The sequence below is a fragment of the Mycobacterium sp. BMJ-28 genome (genome assembly GCF_054404835.1).
The window spans coordinates 967,501-988,161 of sequence record NZ_CM136783.1; the positions used below are offsets into that span (position 1 = coordinate 967,501).

The 20,661-nt window shown below is 67.9% G+C and carries 17 protein-coding genes; 8 read left to right on the forward strand and 9 right to left on the reverse strand.

Going from position 1 to position 20,661, the window contains the following annotated elements:
* Positions 1–4 precede the first annotated feature (4 nt).
* Positions 5–1,573 carry a bifunctional phosphoribosylaminoimidazolecarboxamide formyltransferase/IMP cyclohydrolase gene (gene purH / locus ACXPWS_RS04825; protein WP_458711345.1) on the forward strand — a complete coding sequence of 523 codons (1,569 nt, stop codon included), beginning with the start codon at positions 5–7 and terminating at the stop codon, positions 1,571–1,573.
* Here purH and ACXPWS_RS04830 read toward each other — a convergent pair.
* Entirely contained in the window at positions 1,570–2,115 is a 546-nt protein-coding gene (locus tag ACXPWS_RS04830; RefSeq protein ID WP_458711346.1) for a PadR family transcriptional regulator, read from the reverse strand. The two genes, purH and ACXPWS_RS04830, sit on opposite strands and share 4 nt — an antisense overlap.
* A gap of 131 nt (positions 2,116–2,246) precedes the next feature.
* On the opposite strand from ACXPWS_RS04830, the gene ACXPWS_RS04835 reads away from it, so the two are divergent.
* Positions 2,247–2,639, forward strand: coding sequence for an ester cyclase (locus ACXPWS_RS04835; RefSeq protein ID WP_458711347.1), 393 nt, complete (start codon positions 2,247–2,249; stop codon positions 2,637–2,639).
* 14 nt (positions 2,640–2,653) lie between these two features.
* On the opposite strand, the gene ACXPWS_RS04840 is transcribed toward ACXPWS_RS04835, so the two are convergent.
* A complete protein-coding gene (locus ACXPWS_RS04840; protein ID WP_458711348.1) occupies positions 2,654–3,676 on the reverse strand; it encodes an alpha/beta hydrolase in 1,023 nt (340 codons plus the stop codon).
* An 83-nt stretch (positions 3,677–3,759) separates the two neighbouring features.
* Here ACXPWS_RS04840 and ACXPWS_RS04845 point away from each other — a divergent pair, with 83 nt between their 5' ends.
* Together ACXPWS_RS04845 and ACXPWS_RS04850 are read left to right on the forward strand one after the other, a co-directional pair.
* Positions 3,760–5,142 (forward strand): sigma 54-interacting transcriptional regulator, encoded by a 1,383-nt coding sequence (locus ACXPWS_RS04845; protein ID WP_458711349.1) that lies wholly within the window; start codon positions 3,760–3,762, stop codon positions 5,140–5,142.
* A complete protein-coding gene (locus tag ACXPWS_RS04850) occupies positions 5,135–7,099 on the forward strand; it encodes a vWA domain-containing protein (protein WP_458711350.1) in 1,965 nt (654 codons plus the stop codon). The genes ACXPWS_RS04845 and ACXPWS_RS04850 overlap by 8 nt, the downstream gene beginning before the upstream one ends.
* 60 nt (positions 7,100–7,159) lie before the next feature.
* Here ACXPWS_RS04850 and ACXPWS_RS04855 read toward each other — a convergent pair whose 3' ends face one another.
* The 7 genes from ACXPWS_RS04855 to ACXPWS_RS04885 all read right to left on the reverse strand — a co-directional run bounded on the left by ACXPWS_RS04855 (position 7,160) and on the right by ACXPWS_RS04885 (position 16,273).
* Positions 7,160–7,759 carry a DUF1707 SHOCT-like domain-containing protein gene (locus tag ACXPWS_RS04855; RefSeq protein WP_458711351.1) on the reverse strand — a complete coding sequence of 200 codons (600 nt, stop codon included), beginning with the start codon at positions 7,757–7,759 and terminating at the stop codon, positions 7,160–7,162.
* A gap of 126 nt (positions 7,760–7,885) precedes the next feature.
* Positions 7,886–8,656, reverse strand: coding sequence for an enoyl-CoA hydratase family protein (locus ACXPWS_RS04860; RefSeq protein WP_458711352.1), 771 nt, complete (start codon positions 8,654–8,656; stop codon positions 7,886–7,888).
* Positions 8,656–9,813 (reverse strand): acyl-CoA dehydrogenase family protein, encoded by a 1,158-nt coding sequence (locus ACXPWS_RS04865; RefSeq protein ID WP_458711353.1) that lies wholly within the window; start codon positions 9,811–9,813, stop codon positions 8,656–8,658. The genes ACXPWS_RS04860 and ACXPWS_RS04865 overlap by 1 nt, the downstream gene beginning before the upstream one ends.
* On the reverse strand, positions 9,810–11,777 hold the full coding sequence (locus ACXPWS_RS04870; protein ID WP_458711354.1) for an acetyl/propionyl/methylcrotonyl-CoA carboxylase subunit alpha: 1,968 nt from the start codon (positions 11,775–11,777) through the stop codon (positions 9,810–9,812). The genes ACXPWS_RS04865 and ACXPWS_RS04870 overlap by 4 nt, the downstream gene beginning before the upstream one ends.
* A gap of 37 nt (positions 11,778–11,814) precedes the next feature.
* The gene (locus tag ACXPWS_RS04875) at positions 11,815–13,410 is read right to left on the reverse strand and encodes an acyl-CoA carboxylase subunit beta (RefSeq protein WP_458711355.1); all 1,596 of its coding nucleotides are present in this window, start codon (positions 13,408–13,410) and stop codon (positions 11,815–11,817) included.
* Positions 13,407–14,558, reverse strand: a complete 1,152-nt coding sequence (locus tag ACXPWS_RS04880) for an acyl-CoA dehydrogenase family protein (RefSeq protein ID WP_458711356.1) — start codon at positions 14,556–14,558, stop codon at positions 13,407–13,409. The genes ACXPWS_RS04875 and ACXPWS_RS04880 overlap by 4 nt, the downstream gene beginning before the upstream one ends.
* Positions 14,555–16,273, reverse strand: coding sequence for an acyclic terpene utilization AtuA family protein (locus ACXPWS_RS04885; protein ID WP_458711357.1), 1,719 nt, complete (start codon positions 16,271–16,273; stop codon positions 14,555–14,557). Before ACXPWS_RS04885 ends, ACXPWS_RS04880 begins: the two co-directional genes overlap by 4 nt.
* A gap of 348 nt (positions 16,274–16,621) precedes the next feature.
* Here ACXPWS_RS04885 and rpmF point away from each other — a divergent pair, with 348 nt between their 5' ends.
* The 4 genes from rpmF (at position 16,622) to ACXPWS_RS04905 (ending at position 20,598) form a co-directional block, all read left to right on the forward strand.
* Entirely contained in the window at positions 16,622–16,795 is a 174-nt protein-coding gene (gene rpmF / locus ACXPWS_RS04890) for a 50S ribosomal protein L32 (RefSeq protein ID WP_458711358.1), read from the forward strand.
* Positions 16,796–16,867: 72 nt separating this feature from the next.
* A complete protein-coding gene (locus tag ACXPWS_RS04895; RefSeq protein WP_458711359.1) occupies positions 16,868–17,551 on the forward strand; it encodes a response regulator transcription factor in 684 nt (227 codons plus the stop codon).
* Positions 17,551–19,056, forward strand: a complete 1,506-nt coding sequence (locus tag ACXPWS_RS04900; protein ID WP_458711360.1) for a HAMP domain-containing sensor histidine kinase — start codon at positions 17,551–17,553, stop codon at positions 19,054–19,056. Before ACXPWS_RS04895 ends, ACXPWS_RS04900 begins: the two co-directional genes overlap by 1 nt.
* A gap of 189 nt (positions 19,057–19,245) precedes the next feature.
* Positions 19,246–20,598: a trypsin-like peptidase domain-containing protein gene (locus ACXPWS_RS04905; protein WP_458711361.1), complete on the forward strand. Its 1,353-nt coding sequence runs from the start codon at positions 19,246–19,248 to the stop codon at positions 20,596–20,598.
* Positions 20,599–20,661: the final 63 nt, after the last annotated feature.

Here is a 20,661-nt window from a genome sequence, read left to right on the forward strand (position 1 = left end):
AGCGATGAGTGAAAAGCGACCGATCCGTCGCGCTTTGATCAGCGTGTACGACAAGACCGGGCTGGGGGCGCTGGCCCGCGGATTGCACGAAGCCGGCGTGAGCATCGTGTCGACCGGCTCGACCGCGAAAACGATTGCCGAAGCCGGTGTTCCGGTGACTCCGGTCGAGGACGTGACGGGTTTTCCCGAGGTGCTCGACGGCCGGGTGAAGACGCTGCACCCCAAGGTGCATGCCGGGCTGCTGGCCGACACCCGCAAGGCAGAGCACCTCGCCGCGCTCGACGAGCTCGGCGTTGAGACCTTCGAGCTCGTCGTGGTGAACCTGTACCCGTTCAGCGAGACGGTGGCCTCGGGTGCCGGGCCGGACGAATGCGTCGAGCAGATCGACATCGGCGGCCCGTCCATGGTGCGGGCGGCCGCCAAGAACCATCCCAGCGTGGCCGTGGTGGTCGACCCGCTCGGTTATGAAGGTGTGCTGGCAGCGGTGCGCGCCGGGGGATTCACCCTGGCCGAACGGAAGAGGCTGGCGGCGTTGGCTTTCCGGCACACCGCCGAATACGACGTGGCGGTGGCCAGCTGGATGGGCTCGGTGCTGTCACCCGAAGAGGGCGCGGTTCCGGATGCCCCTCCGCAGTGGGTCGGATCGACCTGGCGTCGTGCCGCCGTGCTGCGCTACGGCGAGAACCCGCACCAGGGTGCGGCGCTGTACCGCAACGACGCAGGCTGGCCGGGACTGGCGCAGGCCGAGCAGTTGCACGGCAAGGAGATGTCCTACAACAACTACACCGATGCCGACGCCGCGTGGCGGGCCGCGTTCGACCACGAACAGACCTGCGTGGCCATCATCAAGCACGCCAACCCGTGCGGAATCGCGGTCTCGTCGGTGTCGGTGGCCGATGCGCACCGCAAAGCCCATGAGTGCGACCCGCTTTCGGCTTTCGGCGGGGTCATCGCCACCAACACCACGGTCAGCGTCGAGATGGCCCAGACGGTGGCCGACATCTTCACCGAGGTGATCGTCGCGCCGGCCTACGAGCCGGGGGCCGTCGAAGTGCTCTCGGGCAAGAAGAACATCCGCATCCTGGTGGCCTCCGAGCCGCAGGAGACCAGCGTCGAGTTCCGTCAGATCAGTGGTGGCCTGCTGCTGCAGGAGCGCGACGCACTGGACGCCGAGGGGGACAACCCGGCCAATTGGACGCTGGCGACCGGCACGCCGGCCGATCCGGCGACACTGGCTGATCTGGTGTTCGCGTGGCGCGCCTGCCGTGCGGTGAAATCGAACGCCATCGTGGTCGCCGCCGACGGTGCCACCGTCGGCGTGGGCATGGGACAGGTGAACCGCGTGGATGCCGCTCGGCTCGCAGTCGAGCGGGGCGGGGACCGGGTCAAGGGCGCCGTCGCGGCGTCGGACGCCTTCTTCCCGTTCCCGGATGGCCTGGAGACGCTGGCCAACGCCGGCGTGAAAGCCATTGTGCATCCCGGTGGTTCGGTGCGCGACGATGTGGTGACCGAGGCTGCCGCCAAGGCCGGCATCACGCTGTACCTGACCGGGGCACGACACTTCGCACACTAGTAGTTCTCTGCGATGTCGTCGCCGAGAACTTCTCGTAGCCAACGTCGTTCTGCGTTGCTGATGGTGCGGGCGGTGAGCATCATGGCGCGCCTGTACGGATCGGTGACATCCTCGGCCCGCAGCGGGCGGTTGCCGTCGTAGAAGAAGCTCGCCGGCTCCTCCAGGAACTCCAGCCGCCGGCGCAGCACGGCGTGTTGGTCGGAGATCTCGGGCAGCGCGGACAAGAACGTCAGAACGACGAAAAATCGGGCGAAGTCGGTGATTTCGTGCTGTGCGGGGTGACGCAGCCGCTCGATCAGGTCGGCGCGACCGGCCTTTGTCGCGGTGAGCAAGTACCGACCCGGTCCTGCGTCGGTGTCCGGTCGCCGTTCTAGGAGCCCGGCCTTGGCAAGGCGGTTGATTGCCGGATACAGGCTGCCGTCGCTGACGGGCCGCGTATAGCCGGTCAGCTGGGACACTCGGCGGCGCAACTCGTGCCCCGGCAGCGAGCCCTCGTTCAGGAAGCCCAGTATCGCTAACTCCAGCACGCCGCCACCAGACATCGATTCGAGGTGTACATCGATTCGATGCTATCGTTCGTGATGTTGACATCGCATCGGACATGCCTGCTCTCCGCCGACCGCATACCAGAAACCAGGTCCCAAAAATGCCTACGGAATCTCCCGAAGCAGTGATGAAGCGATTCGTCGAGTTCATCAACACGGCGGATGAGCAGCTCGCCGGCGAGGTCATCGCCTCGGATGCGGTGTTTCACGCGCCGACACATGCCGAACCGCTGCGTGGACCCGAGGGCTACCTGGAACTGCTCGCCATTTTGCGCAGCGGGTTCCCTGACATCCGATGGACGTTGGAAGAGACGATCACCGAAGGTGACCGGGTCGCCGCACGATTTACCATGCGTGGCACGCACCGAGGCGATTTCTTCGGTATCCCGCCGACCGGCAACGAGATATCGGTCCAGGCGCTCAACTTCTACCATCTCGCCGACGGCCAGATCGTCGGTGAGCAGGGCCAGCCTGATCTGCTCGGGATCATGCAGCAGATCGGCGCCGTGCCCGCTCCCTGAAGTTGCACTCGGCGCTAAGAAGCGGCCTCGTCGCGCGCCGCCGCCGTCACATGCGCCACGAACGACGCGATCTCCTCGATCGCCCGCCGGGCATCCGGATTCACGTCGAAGGACAGCTGGAACATGTGCATCGCCCTGTCCCACACCTGAACCCACACCGGAACACCGTCGGCCCGCAGTCGCTCGGCGAGGGTGAAGGTGTCATTGCGCAGCATCTCGTTGGTGCCGATCTGCAACAGAAAGGGGCCCAGCCCGGTCATGTTTGCCTCCGAAGGCATGACAGGCACCGGCCTGGTGCCGTTCACGGTGGCGAAGACGTCGTAGATGAACTTGACGGTCATGAACGGGAACAGCACGTCCATGTGTGCTTTGAGCGCCTCGTATTTGATCTGCATGTCGCCAGAGGTCAGCGCCGAGAGCAAAACCTGACCGGCGGGCACCGGCAGGCCGGCGTCGCGGATCGCCAGCGCGGTGTCGGCGGCCATCAGGCCACCGGCCGAATCCCCGGCGAGCACAATCTGATTCGGCGAGAAACCGAGGGACAGCACGTGCTGGTAGGCCTCCAGCCCATCCTCGACCGCCTCCTCGATGCTGGCCTGTGGGGCCAGCCGATAGCCGACGTTGAGCACCTGCGAACCGGTGGCCTCGGACAACTTGGAGGCGAACCGCCGGTGCGAGTTGAGCCCCAGGGTGACCAATGCGGAGCCGTGGAAGTAGACGATGACGCGATCGGAGTCTCGCGCGTTCGGGGCGACGAGCCACTCGGCGCGACAATGTGGCAGCGCCTCCGGCCGCACGCTGGTGCCGGGCAGCGCCCGGATGACCCGTAAGGGCCGATCGATGACGTCCAGATGTGCGCGCTGCAATCCGGCCGGCCATGCCTTGTTGACGACGTGGCCGATGAGGGTCAGCGCGCCGAGCACCGGGCGCAGGAAGACGGCCGTCAGCAAATTCAGTAACAGGGACTGTCGCGACGCCGGGCCGAACTGCTCGGTAGCCGGCCGATCCCGCCATTCAGACAAATTCACGGTACCCATGGTACCGGGTACCGCGCGGATCGAATAACGGACAAATCTCAGGTGACCGTGCCTGTACTCCGGAGCAGTCGTAGCGTGGAGTGGTGACATCACCTAACAATCTGCCCCGCACCGTCGGTGAGCTGCGCTCCTCCGGTCACGTCGAGCGCGGGATCAAGCAGGAGATCCGGGAGAGCCTGCTGGCCCGCCTCGCGGACGGGGCCGACATCTGGCCCGGTCTGTTCGGTTTCGAGGACACCGTGCTGCCGCAGGTCGAACGGGCACTCATCGCCGGGCACGATTTCGTGCTGCTGGGTGAACGCGGGCAGGGTAAGACCCGGCTGCTGCGCTCGCTGGCCAACCTGCTGGACGAGTGGACCCCGGTCATCAGCGGCTCCGAACTGGGTGAGCACCCGTACAGCCCGATCACGCCCGAGTCGATCCGGCGGGCCGCCGACGTCGGCGAGGATCTCCCGATCTCGTGGCGGCACCGCAGTGAGCGCTACACCGAGAAGCTCGCCACCCCGGACACCAGCGTCGCCGATCTGGTCGGCGACATCGACCCCATCAAGGTCGCCGAGGGCCGCAGCCTCGGTGATCCCGAGACCATCGCCTTCGGCCTCATCCCGCGCGCGCACCGCGGCATCGTCGCGATCAACGAGTTGCCCGATCTGGCCGAACGCATCCAGGTCTCGATGCTCAACGTGATGGAGGAACGCGATATCCAGGTCCGCGGCTACACCCTGCGGCTGCCGCTGGACGTGCTCGTCGTCGCCAGCGCCAACCCCGAGGACTACACCAACCGCGGCCGCATCATCACCCCGCTCAAGGACCGGTTCGGCGCCGAGATCCGCACCCACTATCCACTTGAGCTCGAAGCGGAAGTGGGCGTGATCAAGCAGGAGGCGCACCTGAGCGCGCCGGTGCCGGACTACCTGTTGCACATCGTGGCCCGGTTCGCCCGCTCGCTGCGTGAGTCCACCGCGATCGACCAGCGCTCGGGGGTGTCGGCCCGCTTTGCGATCGCCGCGGCGGAGACGGTTGCCGCCTCGGCGCGGCACCGCGGGGCGGTGCTCGGCGAGCAGGAGCCGGTGGCCCGCGTAGTGGACCTGGGGACCGTGATCGACGTCCTGCGCGGCAAACTCGAATTCGAGTCCGGCGAGGAGGGCCGCGAACAGGTGGTGCTGGAGCACCTGCTGCGCCGGGCGACGGCCGACACCGCGTCCCGGGCACTCGGCGGCATCGACGTCGGCCCGCTGGTCTCGGCGGTGGAAGGCGGGTCGCCGGTGACCACCGGCGAGCGGATCAGCGCCAAGGACGTGTTGGCCGCCCTGCCAGACCTTCCGGTACTGGACGATATCGCCGAGCGCCTCGGCGCGAGCACCGATGGCGAACGTGCGGCCGCGGTGGAGCTGGCGCTGGAAGCGCTGTACTTGGCCAAGCGGATCGACAAGACCTCCGGTGAGGGCGAAACAGTATATGGCTAAACATCTTTCGCGGTATTCGCGATACACCGGCGGGCCGGACCCGCTGGCGCCACCGGTCGATCTGCGCGAAGCACTCGAGCAGATCGGGCAGGACGTGATGGAGGGCAGCTCGCCGCGGCGGGCGCTGTCGGAGTTGCTGCGCCGCGGCACCCGCAACATGCCGGGTGCGGACAAGCTCGCCGCCGAGGCCAACCGCAAACGCCGGGAATTGTTGCAGCGCAACAATCTCAACGGCACCCTGCAGGACATCAAGAAGCTGCTCGACGAGGCGGTGCTGGCCGAGCGCAAGGAGTTGGCGCGCGCGCTGGATGACGACGCCCGGTTCGGTGAGATGCAGATGGAGGCGCTGTCGCCGTCGCCGGCCAAGGCGGTGCAAGAACTGGCCGACTACGACTGGCGCTCGCCGGAGGCCAGTCAGAAGTACGAACAGATCAGGGATCTGCTGGGCCGGGAGATGCTCGACCAACGCTTCGCCGGGATGAAGCAGGCGCTGGAGAACGCGACCGACGAGGATCGCCAGGCCGTCAACGACATGCTCGACGACCTCAACAACCTGCTCGACAAACACGCCAATGGGCAGGACACCGAACAGGATTTTCAGGACTTCATGGCCAAACACGGCCAGCATTTCCCGGAGAACCCGCGCAATGTGGAAGAGCTGATCGATTCGCTGGCCCAGCGCGCGGCGGCCGCTCAGCGCTTCCGCAACAGCCTGTCTGCGGACCAGCGTGCCGAGCTGGATGCGTTGGCGCAGCAGGCATTCGGCTCGCCGTCGCTGATGAATGCGCTGAATCGGCTGGACTCGCATCTGCAGGCCGCCCGCCCCGGCGAAGACTGGGGCGGCGCACAGGAATTCTCCGGCGGCGACCCGCTGGGCATGGGCGAGGGCGCGCAGGCGCTGGCCGATATCGCCGAGCTGGAACAGCTGGCCGAGCAGCTGTCGCAGAGCTACGCGGGCGCCACCATGGAGGATGTCGACCTGGACGCACTGGCGCGCCAACTCGGCGAGGACGCCGCGGTCGACGCGCGCACCTTGGCCGACCTGGAGCGGGCGCTGATGAACCAGGGTTTCCTCGATCGCGGTTCGGACGGGAAATGGCGGCTCTCACCCAAAGCCATGCGCCAACTCGGCCAGACGGCACTTCGCGACGTCGCGCGCCAGCTGTCGGGGCGCAACGGGGAACGCCAGACCCAACGAGCCGGTGCGGCAGGCGAACTGACCGGGGCGACCCGGCCGTGGGCGTTCGGCGACACCGAACCCTGGAATGTGACCAGGACGCTGACCAATGCCGTGCTGCGCAATGCCGGCACCGGGGAGCGGGGCGCCCTGCGCATCACCGTCGACGACGTCGAGGTGTCCGAAACCGAGACCCGCACCCAGGCATGTGTGGCGCTGCTGGTGGACACCAGCTTTTCGATGGTGATGGAGAACCGGTGGCTGCCGATGAAGCGCACCGCACTGGCGTTGAGCCATCTGGTGAGCACCCGGTTCCGGTCCGACGACCTGCAGATCATCGCGTTCGGCCGATACGCCCGCACGCTGAGCGCCGCCGAGCTCACCGGGCTGGAAGGCGTCTACGAGCAGGGCACCAATCTGCACCATGCGCTGGCGCTGGCCACCCGCCATCTGCGTCGGCACCCCAACGCCCAGCCGGTCATCCTCATCGTCACCGACGGTGAACCGACCGCGCACCTCGAGGACTTCGGCGGCGACAGAGCACAGGTGTTCTTCGACTACCCGCCGCACCCGCGCACCATCGCATTCACGGTCAAGGGATTCGACGAGGTCGCTCGGCTCGGTGCCCAGGTGACCATCTTCCGGCTCGGCGACGATCCCGGATTGGCCCGGTTCATCGATCAAGTGGCCCGCCGCGTGCAGGGCCGGGTGGTGGTGCCGGATCTGGATGGTCTGGGCGCCGCGGTGGTGGGGGACTACCTGACGTCACGGCGTCGGTGACGCCAATGCAGTCACGGCGTCGGTGACGCCAATGCAGTCACGGCGTCGGTAGGTCGGTGGTCAGTCGTCGGCGTCGGCGTCGGTGCCCGGGTGACGGCGCTTCTTGCGTTTGACCCCGACGCTGCCCCACAGCGAGAAGCCCCGCACCCGCACGCGCGGTGCCCCGGGCGAGCCGCTGCCCTTCACGCTGTGGTCGAAGCTGCCCATCACCCCGACCCCGCCGATATCGACGTTCACCTCCGGCGGCACCAGGATGGTCTGCCCACCGAAGATCGAGTAGCTGCGGATCTCCACGTCGGGAGTGGTGAAGTCGGCGTAGCGCAGGTCCACCACGCCGCCGCCGAAGAGGGCGAAGGTCGTCAGCTTCTTGGGCACATTCCAGCGGCCGCGGCGTTCGTAACCGCTCATGATGGCCAGCAGCAGGGTGGACGGCGCCGGCCGACATACTCCCTTGCCGGTGGCGCTGCCGCCGGGCAGGTCGGCGCTGAGCCGGTCCAGATCGGCGCACGTCTGCGCGGCATAGACCTTGGCCAGCCGGGCCTCGTACTCGTCCAGGGAAAGCCGGCCCTGGGCGGCCGCATCCGTGAGCAACTGCGCCACCTGGATCCGGTCGGTGTCGGCAGCCCGCATCGATCCGCTCCGCGACGCTGAAGTGCTCATCAGTGCCATCTGTTCTTTGCGCAGGCGCTCATCACTGACGAGCCTACGACTAATGGCAATACATGCAAGACTGCCCAAGAAATCGCCGCGGACCGATCATTGTTTGCTGTGTCTGCGGTGCGGCGTTCATGCCAGCCAGCTCGGGTTGCGCTTCTGCAGAAAGGCGAGCATGCCCTCGCGTGCCTCGTCGGAGACGAACAGGGCCGCCGACTGCATCGCGAGCTCATCGGCGCGGGCGTCGAAGCCGGCCAGGATCGGCGCCGTGGTCAGTGCTTTCGAGGCGGCCAGACCTTGTGGGGAGCCTTTCACGATCGCCGCGGTCAGCGCCGCCACTTCGGCGCCGACGTCCTCGGCGGCGACACTGATCAGACCGATCGCGGCGGCCTCGGCGGCGCCGAACTTCTCACCCGTCACGAAGTAGCGGCCCGCGGCGCGAGCGGTCAACTTCGGCAACAGGGTGAGTGAGATGATCGACGGTGCGACCCCGATCCGGGCCTCGGTCAACGCGAAAGTGCTCGCCGGCCCCGCTACCGCGATATCGCAGGCGCCCACCAGTCCCATCCCGCCGGCGCGGACATGCCCGTCGACCGCCGCGATGACCGGAATCGGCAACTCCAGGATGGAGCGCAGCACCACCGTCATCTCGCGGGCCCGGTCGACGGCGAGGTCACCGGGGTCCCGGCCGGCGGCCTCACTCAAGTCGGCGCCCGCGCAGAATGTCCTGCCGGTGTGTCCGAGCACCACCGCGCGGATGCCCGCGGCTTCGGCGGCCCGCTCCAGTCCGCCGCGCAACTGGGCCACCAGTGCGGTGGACAGCGCGTTGTGGTTGTGCGGCGAGTCCAGCGTCAGCCGGGCGACGGCGCCGTCGACCTGATAGCGAACGAGGGTGTCACCCATCAGTAGGACCGGGGCAAGCCGAGCGACGTCTGCGCGATGAAGTTGAGGATCATCTCGCGGCTGACCGGGGCGATGCGGGCCAACCGCGAGGCGGTGAGCACCGACGCGATGCCGTACTCCTTGGTCAGCCCGTTGCCGCCGAGGGACTGCACGGCCTGGTCGACCGCGCGCACCGACGCCTCGCCCGCGGCGTACTTGGCCATGTTCGCCGCCTCCGCGGCCCCGAAATCGTCACCGCTGTCGTACAGCGAGGCGGCTTTCTGCATCATCAGCTTGGCCAGCTCGATCTCGATGTGGTTCTGTGCCAACGGATGTGAGATGCCCTGATGTGCACCGATCGGCGTCTTCCACACCTGCCGGGTCTTGACGTAGTCGGTGGCCTTGTTGATCGCGAAGCGGCCCATGCCGACCGCGCTGGCCGCACCCATGATCCGCTCGGGATTCAGCCCGGCGAACAGCTGCGCGATGGCCGCGTCCTCGGAGCCCACCAGCGCGTCGGCCGGCAACCGGACATCGTCGAGGAACACCTGGAACTGGAACTCGGGGCTGACGATCTCCATCTCGATCTTGGTCCAGTGCAGACCGGGAGTGTCGATGGGCACCACGAACAGCGCGGGTTTCAGGTTGCCGGTCTTGTGGTCTTCGGTGCGTCCCACCACCAGCACGGCCTGCGCCTGGTCGACGCCGGAGATGTAGACCTTCTGCCCCGACAGGATCCAGTCGCTGCCGTCGCGGCGTGCGGTGGTGGTGATGCGGTGGCTGTTGGAACCGGCGTCGGGTTCGGTGATGGCGAAGGCCATCGTGATCGAACCGTCGGCGATACCCGGGATCCAGCGCTTCTTCTGTTCCTCGGTGCCGAACTTACTGATGATGGTGCCGTTGATGGCGGGGGAGACGACCATCATCAGCAGGGCCGAGCCGGCGGCGGACATCTCTTCCATCACCAGGCTCAGCTCGTACATGCCAGCCCCACCGCCACCGTACTCTTCGGGCAGGTTCACCCCGATGAAGCCGAGTTTTCCTGCCTCAGACCACAATTCGCTGGTGTGCTGACCCGCGCGTGCTTTCTCCAGGTAGTAGTCCTGGCCGTAGTTGGCGGCCATCGCGGCCACCGCCCGGCGCAGCGCCTGTTGTTCCTCGGTTTCGATGAAGCTCATGGTTGTTCTCCTTCGGGGGTGTCTACACGGGCGAGTACGGCGCCGACGTCGACCTGCTGGCCGGCCGCAACGTTGAGTTCGCCGAGCACGCCGGCGTGCGGGCTGGCGATGGTGTGTTCCATCTTCATGGCCTCCAGCCAGATCAGCGGCTGGCCCGCGGTGACGGTGTCACCGACGGCGGCTCCGACCCGCACCACCGATCCGGGCATGGGGGCCAGTAGCGAGCCGTGCGCGACGGCGGCGTCCGGGTCCGGGAACCGCGGCAGGGCGACCAGCCGTGTGGCGCCCAGCGGCGAATCGACGAAGACCTCGTCACCGTAGCGGGCGACGTCGAACGCTCGCTCCACGTCGTTCACCGACAGCACCACCCGGTCCGGTGTGGCGCCGACGACGGACATCCCGGCATGGTCGGGAAGCTCGACGCCGGCCCTGGTGAACCGGTAGCGAACCAGGTGCTCGGTGCCACCGGCGTCCCGGTAGGACCGGGTCTGGTAGCCCGCCGCCAGGTTGCGCCAGCCGCTGGGCGCAGGCCGGAAAACCGTTGCGGTGTCGCGGTTGTGGGCGGCATCGGCCAGCGCTGCGGCCGCCGTGGCCGCGGCGGTGACCCCGTCGGGCGGAGCGGCCAAGCCGGCCAGGCCGTGGGTGTCGAAGAACGCGGTGTCGGTGTGGCCGTCGCGGAACGCCTGGTGCCGCAACACGTTGACCAGCAGGTCGCGGTTGGTCTTGATGCCGTGCAAACGGGTGCGGGCCAGGGCATCGGCCAGGATGGCGGCGGCCCGGTCCCTGGTCGGTGCGTAGGAGATCACCTTGGCCAGCATCGGGTCGTAGAACACCGAGACCACCGACCCGTCGACGATGCCGGAGTCCACCCGCACCCCGCTGCGCCGGTCCAGGGTGGCGAAATGTGCCCGGGTGCCCGGGACGTCGAACCGGTACACCGGACCGGCCTGCGGTTGCCAGTTCTCGGCGGGATCCTCGGCGTACAGCCGCGCCTCGATCGAATGTCCCTGCGCCACCGGGGGTGCGCCGTCGAGAGCGATACCGTCGGCCACCGCTATCTGCAGCTCGACCAGGTCCAGCCCGGTGGTCTCCTCGGTGACCGGATGCTCCACCTGCAGCCGGGTGTTCATCTCCAGGAAGAAGAAGTCGCCGTCGGCGTCCGCCATGAATTCGACGGTGCCCGCTCCGGTGTAACCGATTGCGCCGGCGGCCAGTCGGGCGGCCTCGAAGAGTTTCTCCCGCATCCCGGGTGTGCGTTCCACCAACGGCGACGGGGCCTCCTCGATGACCTTCTGATGGCGGCGCTGGATGGAGCATTCACGTTCCCCGACGGCCCACACCGTGCCGTGGGCATCGGCCATCACCTGCACCTCGATGTGGTGGCCACTGGCCAGGTAACGCTCGCAGAACACCGTGGGATCACCGAATGCCGATTGTGCCTCGCGCTGGGCGGCGGCGACTTCGGCAGGCAGCGCGGACAATTCGCGCACCACCCGCATGCCGCGGCCACCACCACCGGCCGACGCCTTGATCAGCACCGGCAGTTGATCGGCGGTCACGGTGTCCGGATCGAGTTCGGCCAGTACGGGCACCCCGGCTGCCGACATCAGCTTCTTGGCTTCGATCTTGGAGCCCATGGCCGCCACCGCAGGCACCGGCGGCCCGACCCAGATCAGCCCCGCCTGTTCGACGGTGGCCGCGAAGTCGGGGTTCTCCGAGAGGAATCCGTACCCCGGGTGGATCGCGTCCGCGCCGGATGCCCGCGCGGCGGCAATCATCTGCGCGCTGTCCATATAGCCGTTGCGGCCGTCCAGCCGCACCCGGGTGTCCGCCTCGGCGACATGCGGTGCCCCGGCGTCGGGGTCGGTGTACACCGCGACGGTGCCGATGCCGAGCCGGCGGCAGGTGCTGAAGACGCGGCGGGCGATCTCACCGCGGTTGGCAACCAGAATCTTGGTGATCATGTGCCGTGCTTTCTGTTCTTTGCGCAAGCGCTCATCACTACATCCTGAAGACGCCGAAGTTCGACGTCCCCTCGATCGGGCCGGTGGCGATGGCGGACAGGCACATTCCCAACACGGTGCGGGTGTCGCGGGGGTCGATGACACCGTCGTCGTACAGCCGCCCGGACAGGAAGACCGGCAGCGATTCGGCTTCGATCTGTGCCTCGACGGCGGCCCGCAGTGCGGCGTCGGCATCCTCGTCGACCGTCTGGCCACGGGCCTGCGCGGCGGCGCGGCTGACGATCGACAGCACGCCCGCCAGTTGGGTGCCGCCCATCACCGCGGACTTGGCGCTCGGCCAAGCGAACAGGAACCGCGGATCGTAGGCCCGCCCGCACATGCCGTAGTGCCCCGCGCCGTAGGACGCACCGATCAGCAGCGAGATGTGCGGCACGGTCGAGTTGGACACGGCGTTGATCATCATCGAACCGTGTTTGATCATGCCGCCCTCCTCGTACTGCTTGCCCACCATGTAGCCGGTGGTGTTGTGCAGGAAGAGAAGTGGGGTGTTCGCCCGGTTGGCCAACTGGATGAACTGGGTGGCTTTCTGGGATTCCTCGCTGAACAACACTCCCCGCGCGTTGGCCAGGATGCCCACCGGGTAGCCGTACAGGCGCGCCCATCCCGTCACCAGCGACGAGCCGTAGAGCGGTTTGAATTCGTCGAAATCGGAGTCGTCCACGATCCGCGCGATCACATCGCGCGGATCGAACGGGATGCGCAGATCGGCCCCGACCAGTCCGATCAGTTCCTCGGCATCGAAACGCGGTTCGATCACCGGGGCGGGGGACGGGCCGGCCTTGCGCCAGTTCAGCCGCGCCACGATACGCCGGCCGATCCGGATGGCGTCCAGTTCATCGGAGGCCAGATAATCGGCGAGACCGGAAGTGCGGGCGTGCATTTCGGCGCCGCCCAGGGATTCGTCGTCGGATTCCTCGCCGGTGGCCATCTTCACCAGCGGCGGTCCGGCCAGGAACACCTTGGAGCGCTCCTTGATCATCACCACATGGTCGGACATGCCGGGCACGTAGGCCCCGCCCGCGGTCGAATTGCCGAAGACCAGAGCGATCGTCGGGATGCCTGCCGCCGACAATCGGGTGAGGTCGCGGAACATCTGCCCACCCGGGATGAAGATCTCCTTCTGGGTGGGCAGGTCGGCCCCACCGGATTCCACCAACGAGATCACCGGCAACCGGTTCTCCCGCGCGATCTGGTTGGCTCGCAGGATCTTCTTCAACGTCCAGGGATTGCTGGTGCCGCCCTTGACCGTCGGGTCGTTCGCGACGATCAGGCACTCCACCCCCTCGACGGCGCCGATCCCGGTGACGACACTGGCGCCCACGGCGAAGTCGGTGCCCCAGGCGGCCAGCGGGCTCAGCTCCAGGAACGGTGAGTCCGGGTCGAGCAGCAGTTCGACGCGCTCCCGCGGGGTGAGCTTGCCGCGGGCGTGATGGCGGTCGACATACTTCGGTCCGCCACCGGCCAGCGCCTTGGCGTGTTCGGCGTCCAGTTCGGCGAGTTTGGTCGCCATCGCCTCGGCCGCTTCGGTATAGGCCGGCGTGCGTGGATCGAGCGTCGATTTGAGGGTGGTCATGACTGGTACCCCAGCGTCTTGGCGGCCAGTGAGGTGAGGATCTCGGTGGTACCGCCGCCGATGCCCAGGATGCGCATGTCGCGGTATTGCCGTTCGACCTCGGACTCGGCCATATAGCCCATGCCGCCGAACAATTGGACGGCCTGGTTGGCCACCCATTCGCCGGCCTCCACCGCGGTGTTCTTGGCGAAGCACACCTCGGTGATCAGATTGGCGTCGCCGGCCAACTGTCGCTGCACCAGTGCCCGGGTGTACACCCGGGCCACGTCGATCCGGCGCGCCATCTCGGCGAGCGTGTTCTGCACGGCCTGCCGGGTGATCAGCGGCCGGCCGAAGGTCTCGCGGTTGCGGCACCAGTCGACGGTGAGGTCCAGGCAGCGCTGGGCACTGGAGTAGGCCTGAGCGGCCAGCCCCACCCGCTCGGCGACGAAGGCGCCGGCGATCTGCAGGAACCCGGTGTTCTCCACACCCACCAGGTTGGCGACGGGTACCCGGACATCGGTGTAGGACAACTCGGCGGTATCGCTTGAGCGCCAGCCCATCTTGTCCAGTTTGCGGCTCACCTCGAAGCCGGGTGTGCCTTTGTCGACCACGATCAGGGAGACCCCGCCCGCCCCGGGTCCGCCGGTGCGGGCCGCGGTCACCACGTAGTCGGCCCGCACGCCGGAGGTGATGTAGGTCTTGGCGCCGTTGATGACGTAGTGGTCGCCGTCCAGGACCGCCTTGGTCGTGAGATGCCCGACATCGGAGCCACCGCCGGGCTCGGTGATGGCCAGCGAACCGATCAGGCTGCCCTGCAACGTCGGCCGCACGTAGGTGTCGATGAGGCGCCGGTCGCCGGAGGCGATCATGTGTGGCACCGCGATCCCGCAGGTGAACAGTGAGGCGAAAACCCCGCCGGGGGCGCCGGCCTGGTGCATCTCCTCGCAGATGACGACGGCGTCTGCGCCATCACCGCCTCCACCGCCCACCGATTCGGGCATGCCCGCACCGAGTAGGCCGGCCGCGCCGGCCTTCAGGTGCAGCTCGCGTGGCAGCTCACCGCCGCGCTCCCACTCGTCGGCGTAGGGCAGCACTTCGCGTTCGGCGAAGGTGCGCACCGTCTTTCGGAGCTCCTCGCGTTCTGGGGTGTGCCAGATGTCGGTCACAACAGCCTTTCCGGTATGTCGAGGTATCGGGATCGCAACCATTCGCCGAGGCCTTTGGCCTGCGGGTCGAACCGGGCCTGATAGGCGACGCCCTGCCCGAGGATGCCCTCGATGACGAAGTTGACCGCCCGCAGATTCGGCAACACGTGCCGGGTGACGGCGAGATCTGCCGTTTCGGGAAGTAATTCGCGCAACTTATCGACGGTCAAAGTATGTGCCAGCCAATGCCATTCGGGGTCGCTGCGCACCCATACCCCGACGTTGGCGGATCCGCCCTTGTCCCCGCTGCGCGCACCGGCGATGCGGCCCAGCGGCGCCCGGACCGTCGGTCCATCGGCGGGCGGCGGTGGTAGCGGCGGTTCGCCGGCCGGCGCCAGCGCGAGGGTGTCGGCGGCCGGCGCGATGTCGACGCGGGTGCCGCCGGCGTGCACGGCGGTATGCGGCACCAGTCCGGCAGCCACGTAGCCGGGGGTGAACACGCCGTATACCTGACCGTCGCCCGGTGGCGCGGTCGAGGTGAATCCCGGATAACTACCCAGCGCGAGTTCGACTGCGACGGAGGAGAACCGGCGCCCCACCTTGGCGGGATCGGCATCGCGCACCACGCAGTGCAGCAGCGCGCTGGCGGTTTCCTCGGTGTCGGCATCGGGATGGTCGGTGCGGGCCAGCGTCCATTCCAGTTCGGCCGGGCGCACGGTGAGACCGGCTTCCAGCTGGCCCTTCAGCAGCTCGGCCTTGGCCTCGATGTCCAGGCCGGTGAGCACGAAGGACGTCGCGTTGCGGAAGCCGCCGATGCTGTTCAGCGACACCTTCAGGGTGGGCGGCGGCGCCTCGCCGCGCACGCCCTCCACTCGCACCCGGTCGGATCCGTCCTGTGCCAGCGCGACCGAGTCCATCCGCAGTGTCACGTCGGGATTGGCGTAGTGCGCACCGGTGATCTCGTAGAGCAGCTGCGCGGTGACGGTGTCGACGCTGACCAGTCCGCCGGTGCCGGGGTGTTTGGTGATCACCGAGGTCCCGTCGGCCGCGATTTCGGCCAGCGGGAAGCCGGGGTGCCGCAGGTCGGGCACCTCGGTGAAGAAGGAGAAGTTCCCGCCGGTGGCCTGGGTGCCGCATTCGATGATGTGGCCCGCGGCGACGGCACCGGCCAGCGCGTCGTAGTCGGTGCGGTCCCAGCCGTGGTGGGCGGCGGCCGGCCCGACGATCACCGAGGCATCGGTCACCCGCCCGGTGACCACGACGTCGGCACCGGAGTTCAGGCAGTCGACGATGCCCCATGCCCCCAGGTAGGCATTGGCCGACAAGATGCTCTCGCCGAAGCCCAGCTCGGCCGCCCGGGTCACCAGGTCGTCGCCCTCGACATGGGCCACGGTCACGGCCAGGCCGAGCCGGTCGGCGAGCTCGCGTACCGCGGCCGCCAGGGCGGCGGGATTGAGGCCGCCGGCATTGGCGACGATCTTCACACCGTTGTCCAGGGCCAGACCCAGCGATTCCTCGAGCTGGCGCAGGAACGTCTTGGCGTAGCCGAGGGCGGGATTCTTGGCACGGTCGCGCGCCAGGATGAGCATGGTGAGCTCGGCGAGATAGTCGCCGGTCAGGTAGTCCAGCTCGCCGCCGGTGAGCATCTCGCGCATCGCCGCGAGGCGATCACCGTAGAAGCCCGAACAGTTGCCGATCCGGACCGCGCGATCGACGGTGCCGTTCGCTTCGCTCATCGAATACCGGCCGTAAACGCCACGCAGTCTCCCTCGAACTGAACACCTCTGGTCGCGGACCAACCAACCGGTAGGTTATCGGGTACCGCCGGTCTCGAGTCAAGGGGTGGGTACCGCCGGGAGACGCCGGGAAAGAAGGTGGGGACCGATCTCGTTTCCGGCGCGTCCTGGTGTTCAGTCTCGGTGACCACGCACCGCGCGGTGGGCCGATTGCGCAACGAAGTGGGCGCCGGGTTCCCATCGGCGGCGCAGCGGTTTGGAGGCAACACGCGGCGCGGGCTATTCTGGTGGACAATTGCCGTCGCTGTGCTCTGCGCGGTGGTACCCCCTCAAGAGGAGATCTCGATCATGGCTGTGCCCAAGCGCCGGATGTCGCGCTCGAACACCCGTAGCCGCCGCGCGCAGTGGAAGGCTGAGGCCACCGGTCTGGTCAGCGTCAATGTCGCCGGCCAGCAGCACAAGGTCCCGCGTCGCCTGCTCAAGGCCGCCCGCCTCGGCCTGGTGGATCTCGACCGCAAGTAATCGCGTCGGCCTGAAATAGGTTCGCGGCGCGCCTCTCAGGCCGCTCTCAGACACGCGGGTGACACTGTGGCGGTGCGCATTCTTGTGGTTGACGACGATCGCGCGGTGCGCGAATCACTGCGCCGGTCGCTTTCCTTCAACGGATACTCGGTCGAATTGGCCCAGGATGGTGTCGAGGCGCTGGATCGGATTTCCAGCGACCGTCCGGACGCCCTGGTTCTGGATGTCATGATGCCGAGGCTCGACGGATTGGAAGTCTGCCGGCACCTTCGCAGCACCGGGGACGATCTGCCGATCCTGGTTTTGACCGCCCGTGACTCCGTCTCCGAACGGGTCGCCGGGCTCGATGCCGGGGCCGACGATTACCTGCCCAAGCCGTTCGCGCTGGAGGAACTGCTGGCGCGGATGCGGGCCCTGCTCCGGCGCCGGACGCCGGAGGACAACGAAACCCGCGCGCTGACCTTCTCGGATCTGAGCCTGGACCCGGTGACCCGCGAGGTGACGCGCGGCGAGCGGTCCATCAGTCTCACCCGTACCGAGTTCTCGCTGCTGGAGATGTTGATCGCGAACCCGCGCCGGGTGCTGACCCGCAGCCGCATCCTGGAAGAGGTATGGGGTTTCGACTTCCCGACCTCCGGCAATGCGCTGGAGGTGTACGTCGGTTATCTGCGTCGCAAGACCGAAGCCGAAGGAGAACCGCGGCTGATCCACACCGTGCGCGGGGTGGGTTACGTGCTGCGTGAAACGCCGCCCTGATGGCCAGCCGGATCAGATCCGTGAAACCGCCGCACCGCCGCTACACCACGGTCCGCAATGTCAGTTCGGTGTCGCTGCGCTGGCGGGTGATGCTGCTGGCCATGTCGATGGTGGCGCTGGTCGTGGTGCTGATGGCCGTCGCCGTCTACGTGGTGGTGTCCCGGTCGGTGTTCGCCGATATCGACAACCAGTTGCACACCCGTGCACAGCTGCTCATCGAGAGCGGGTCGCTGGCCGCCGATCCCGGTAAGGCCATCGAGGGCACCGCCTACTCGGACGTGAACGCCATGCTGGTCAGCCCCGGCCGGTACATCTACACCGCCAACCAGCAAGGGCAGACCCTGCCGCTCGGCGCGCCGGAGAAGTCCGTGGTGCAGGGTGACCTGCTGATGTCGCTGCGCACCGCCAACAATCAGCGGGTGCTGGCCGTACACCTGCCCGACGGCGATTCGCTGCTGATCTCCAAGAGTCTGGCGCCGACGCTGGCGCTGCTCAAACGGCTGGGCACGGTCCTTGCGATCGTCGGCGGTGCGGGCATGGCGGTGGCCGCCATCTCCGGGGGCATGGTGGCCCGTGCCGGCCTGCGCCCGGTCGGCCGGCTGACGCAGGCGGCCGAACGGGTGGCCCGCACCGATGACCTGCGGCCGATCCCGGTGCTGGGCACCGACGAGCTGGCCCGGCTGACCGAGGCGTTCAACATGATGCTACGGGCGCTGGCCGAATCCAGGGAGCGTCAAGCCCGGTTGGTCACCGACGCCGGCCACGAGTTGCGCACCCCGCTCACCTCGCTGCGCACCAACGTCGAGCTGCTGATGGCGTCCATGGCGCCCGGTGCGCCGCGGTTGCCCGACGAGGAGATGGCCGGCCTGCAGGCCGACGTGATCGCGCAGATCAGCGAATTGTCTACGCTGGTAGGTGATTTGGTGGACCTGAGCCGTGACGATGCCGGCGCCGTGATCCACGAGACGGTGGACATCGCCGATGTGGTGGAGCGCTCCCTTGAGCGAGTTCGGCGGCGCCGCAGCGATATCGAGTTCGACGCCGACGTCATCTCATGGCAGGTCTATGGCGATGCGGCGGGATTGTCCCGTGCGGTGCTCAACCTGCTGGACAACGCGGCGAAGTGGAGCCCGCCCGACGGCCGGGTCTCGGTGCGGCTGCAGCAGCGCGATGCCGTGCATGCCGAGCTCGTGGTGGCCGACCGTGGCCCGGGCATCCCGCCGGAGGAGCGCGACCTGGTGTTCGAACGGTTCTACCGGTCGACGTCCGCCCGGGCCATGCCCGGGTCCGGTCTCGGCCTCGCGATCGTCAAACAGGTGGTGTTCAAGCACGGAGGAACACTGCAGGTGGAGGACACCGTGCCGGGCGGCGACCCGCCGGGGACGTCCATCCGGGTCGTGTTGCCCGGGCGCCGGGCCATGCCCGAGGCCGGCGCCGATGTGTCGTCCGCGACACGCTCGAACAAATCGGTGGACGGCGCGGTGACCGGCGCGGACAATAATTGACGTTCGGCTTGGGGGCACTGGGGCGCATCGGGGTGTGATCTTGCGGGTGAGGGGATATCCCTTCCTCGTCCACGACGTTCTCTAAGTGGATTCTCAGTCCGGCTGGGCACTGTGTAGGTGATGGATGCGTTGACCAGTTGGATGCAATGACCAGTTTGTGAGTCCACAACAGAAAGAGCGCCGAGCCACATGACGAACCACCCCAGGTACACGCCCCCGCAGCGCCCCGGCGGGTACGAGCAGGGGCCCGGGTATTCCGCTCCACGTGGTGTTCCTCAGGCCGGCTATCAGCACACCCAGCACGGCCAGCAGCCCTATGACTGGCGTTACGCCCAGCAGCCCGGCCATCAGCAGCCCGTCCAGCCGCAGTACGACCCGTACCGGCCGGCCGGAGGGCCCGGTCCGATTTCCCGCAGTCGTCCGGAAAAGCGTTCGCGCACAGGTGCTTTGGTTGTCGGGGCGGTTGCCATCGCGGTGGTGTCGGCTGGTGTCGGCGGCGGGGTGGCGGTGATGGCGCAGCCCGACCGCGCCCCGGTCACGTCGTCTTTCGGTGGCGCAACCCCCGGCGTGCCCGCAGCCAACCTGCCGGTCGGTTCGGTCGAGCAGGTAGCGGCCAAGGTGGTGCCCAGCGTCGTCAAACTGGAAACCGATATGGGCAGGGCGTCCGAGGAGGGCTCGGGCATCATCCTGAGTACCGACGGACTGATTCTCACCAACAACCACGTGGTCGCCGCCGCCGCGCCGGCGGCCGCGGGGGCACCTGCGGGAGCCGGGGCGCCGGCGCAGACCAAGGTGACCTTCGCCGACGGCCGCACCACGACGTTCAGCATCGTGGGCACCGATCCCAGCAGTGACATCGCGGTGGTGCGGGCCCAGGGCGTGTCCGGCCTCGCCCCGATCGCACTGGGTTCATCGGAGAATCTGCGGGTGGGCCAGGACGTGGTGGCCGTCGGGTCGCCACTCGGCCTGGAGGGCACCGTCACCACCGGTATCGTGAGCGCCCTGAACCGGCCGGTGGCCGCGGGTGGTGACGCCAGGAACCAGAACTCCGTGCTCGACGCCATCCAAACCGATGCCGCGATCAACCCGGGTAACTCCGGTGGTGCGCTGGTCAACATGAACGGCGAGCTGGTGGGCGTGAACTCGGCCATCGCCACCCTCGGCGGCGACTCCGGGCAGTCCCAGAGCGGTTCGATCGGTCTCGGCTTCGCCATCCCGGTGGATCAAGCCAAGCGGATCGCCGACGAGCTGGTCCAGAACGGAACGGCGACGCACGCGTCGCTGGGTGTGCAGGTCGGAAACGATGCGGGCGTGGACGGCGCGAAGATCGTCGAGGTGACCGCCGGTGGTGCGGCCTCATCGGCGGGCCTGCCCAGCGGGGTGGTGGTGACCAAGGTCAACGACCGGGTGATCAGCAGCGCGGACGCTCTGGTGGCCGCGGTGCGATCCAAGGCGCCCGGTACCAAGATCACGCTGACCTACCTGGATCCGTCGGGCAAGCCGGCCACCGTGGACGTCACGCTGGGCAAGGCAGCGCAGTGACCCGCACTCGTGGCGACGCGCGGCTGGCGGCTGCTCCGCTGTCCCCGGCCGGATATACGGTTG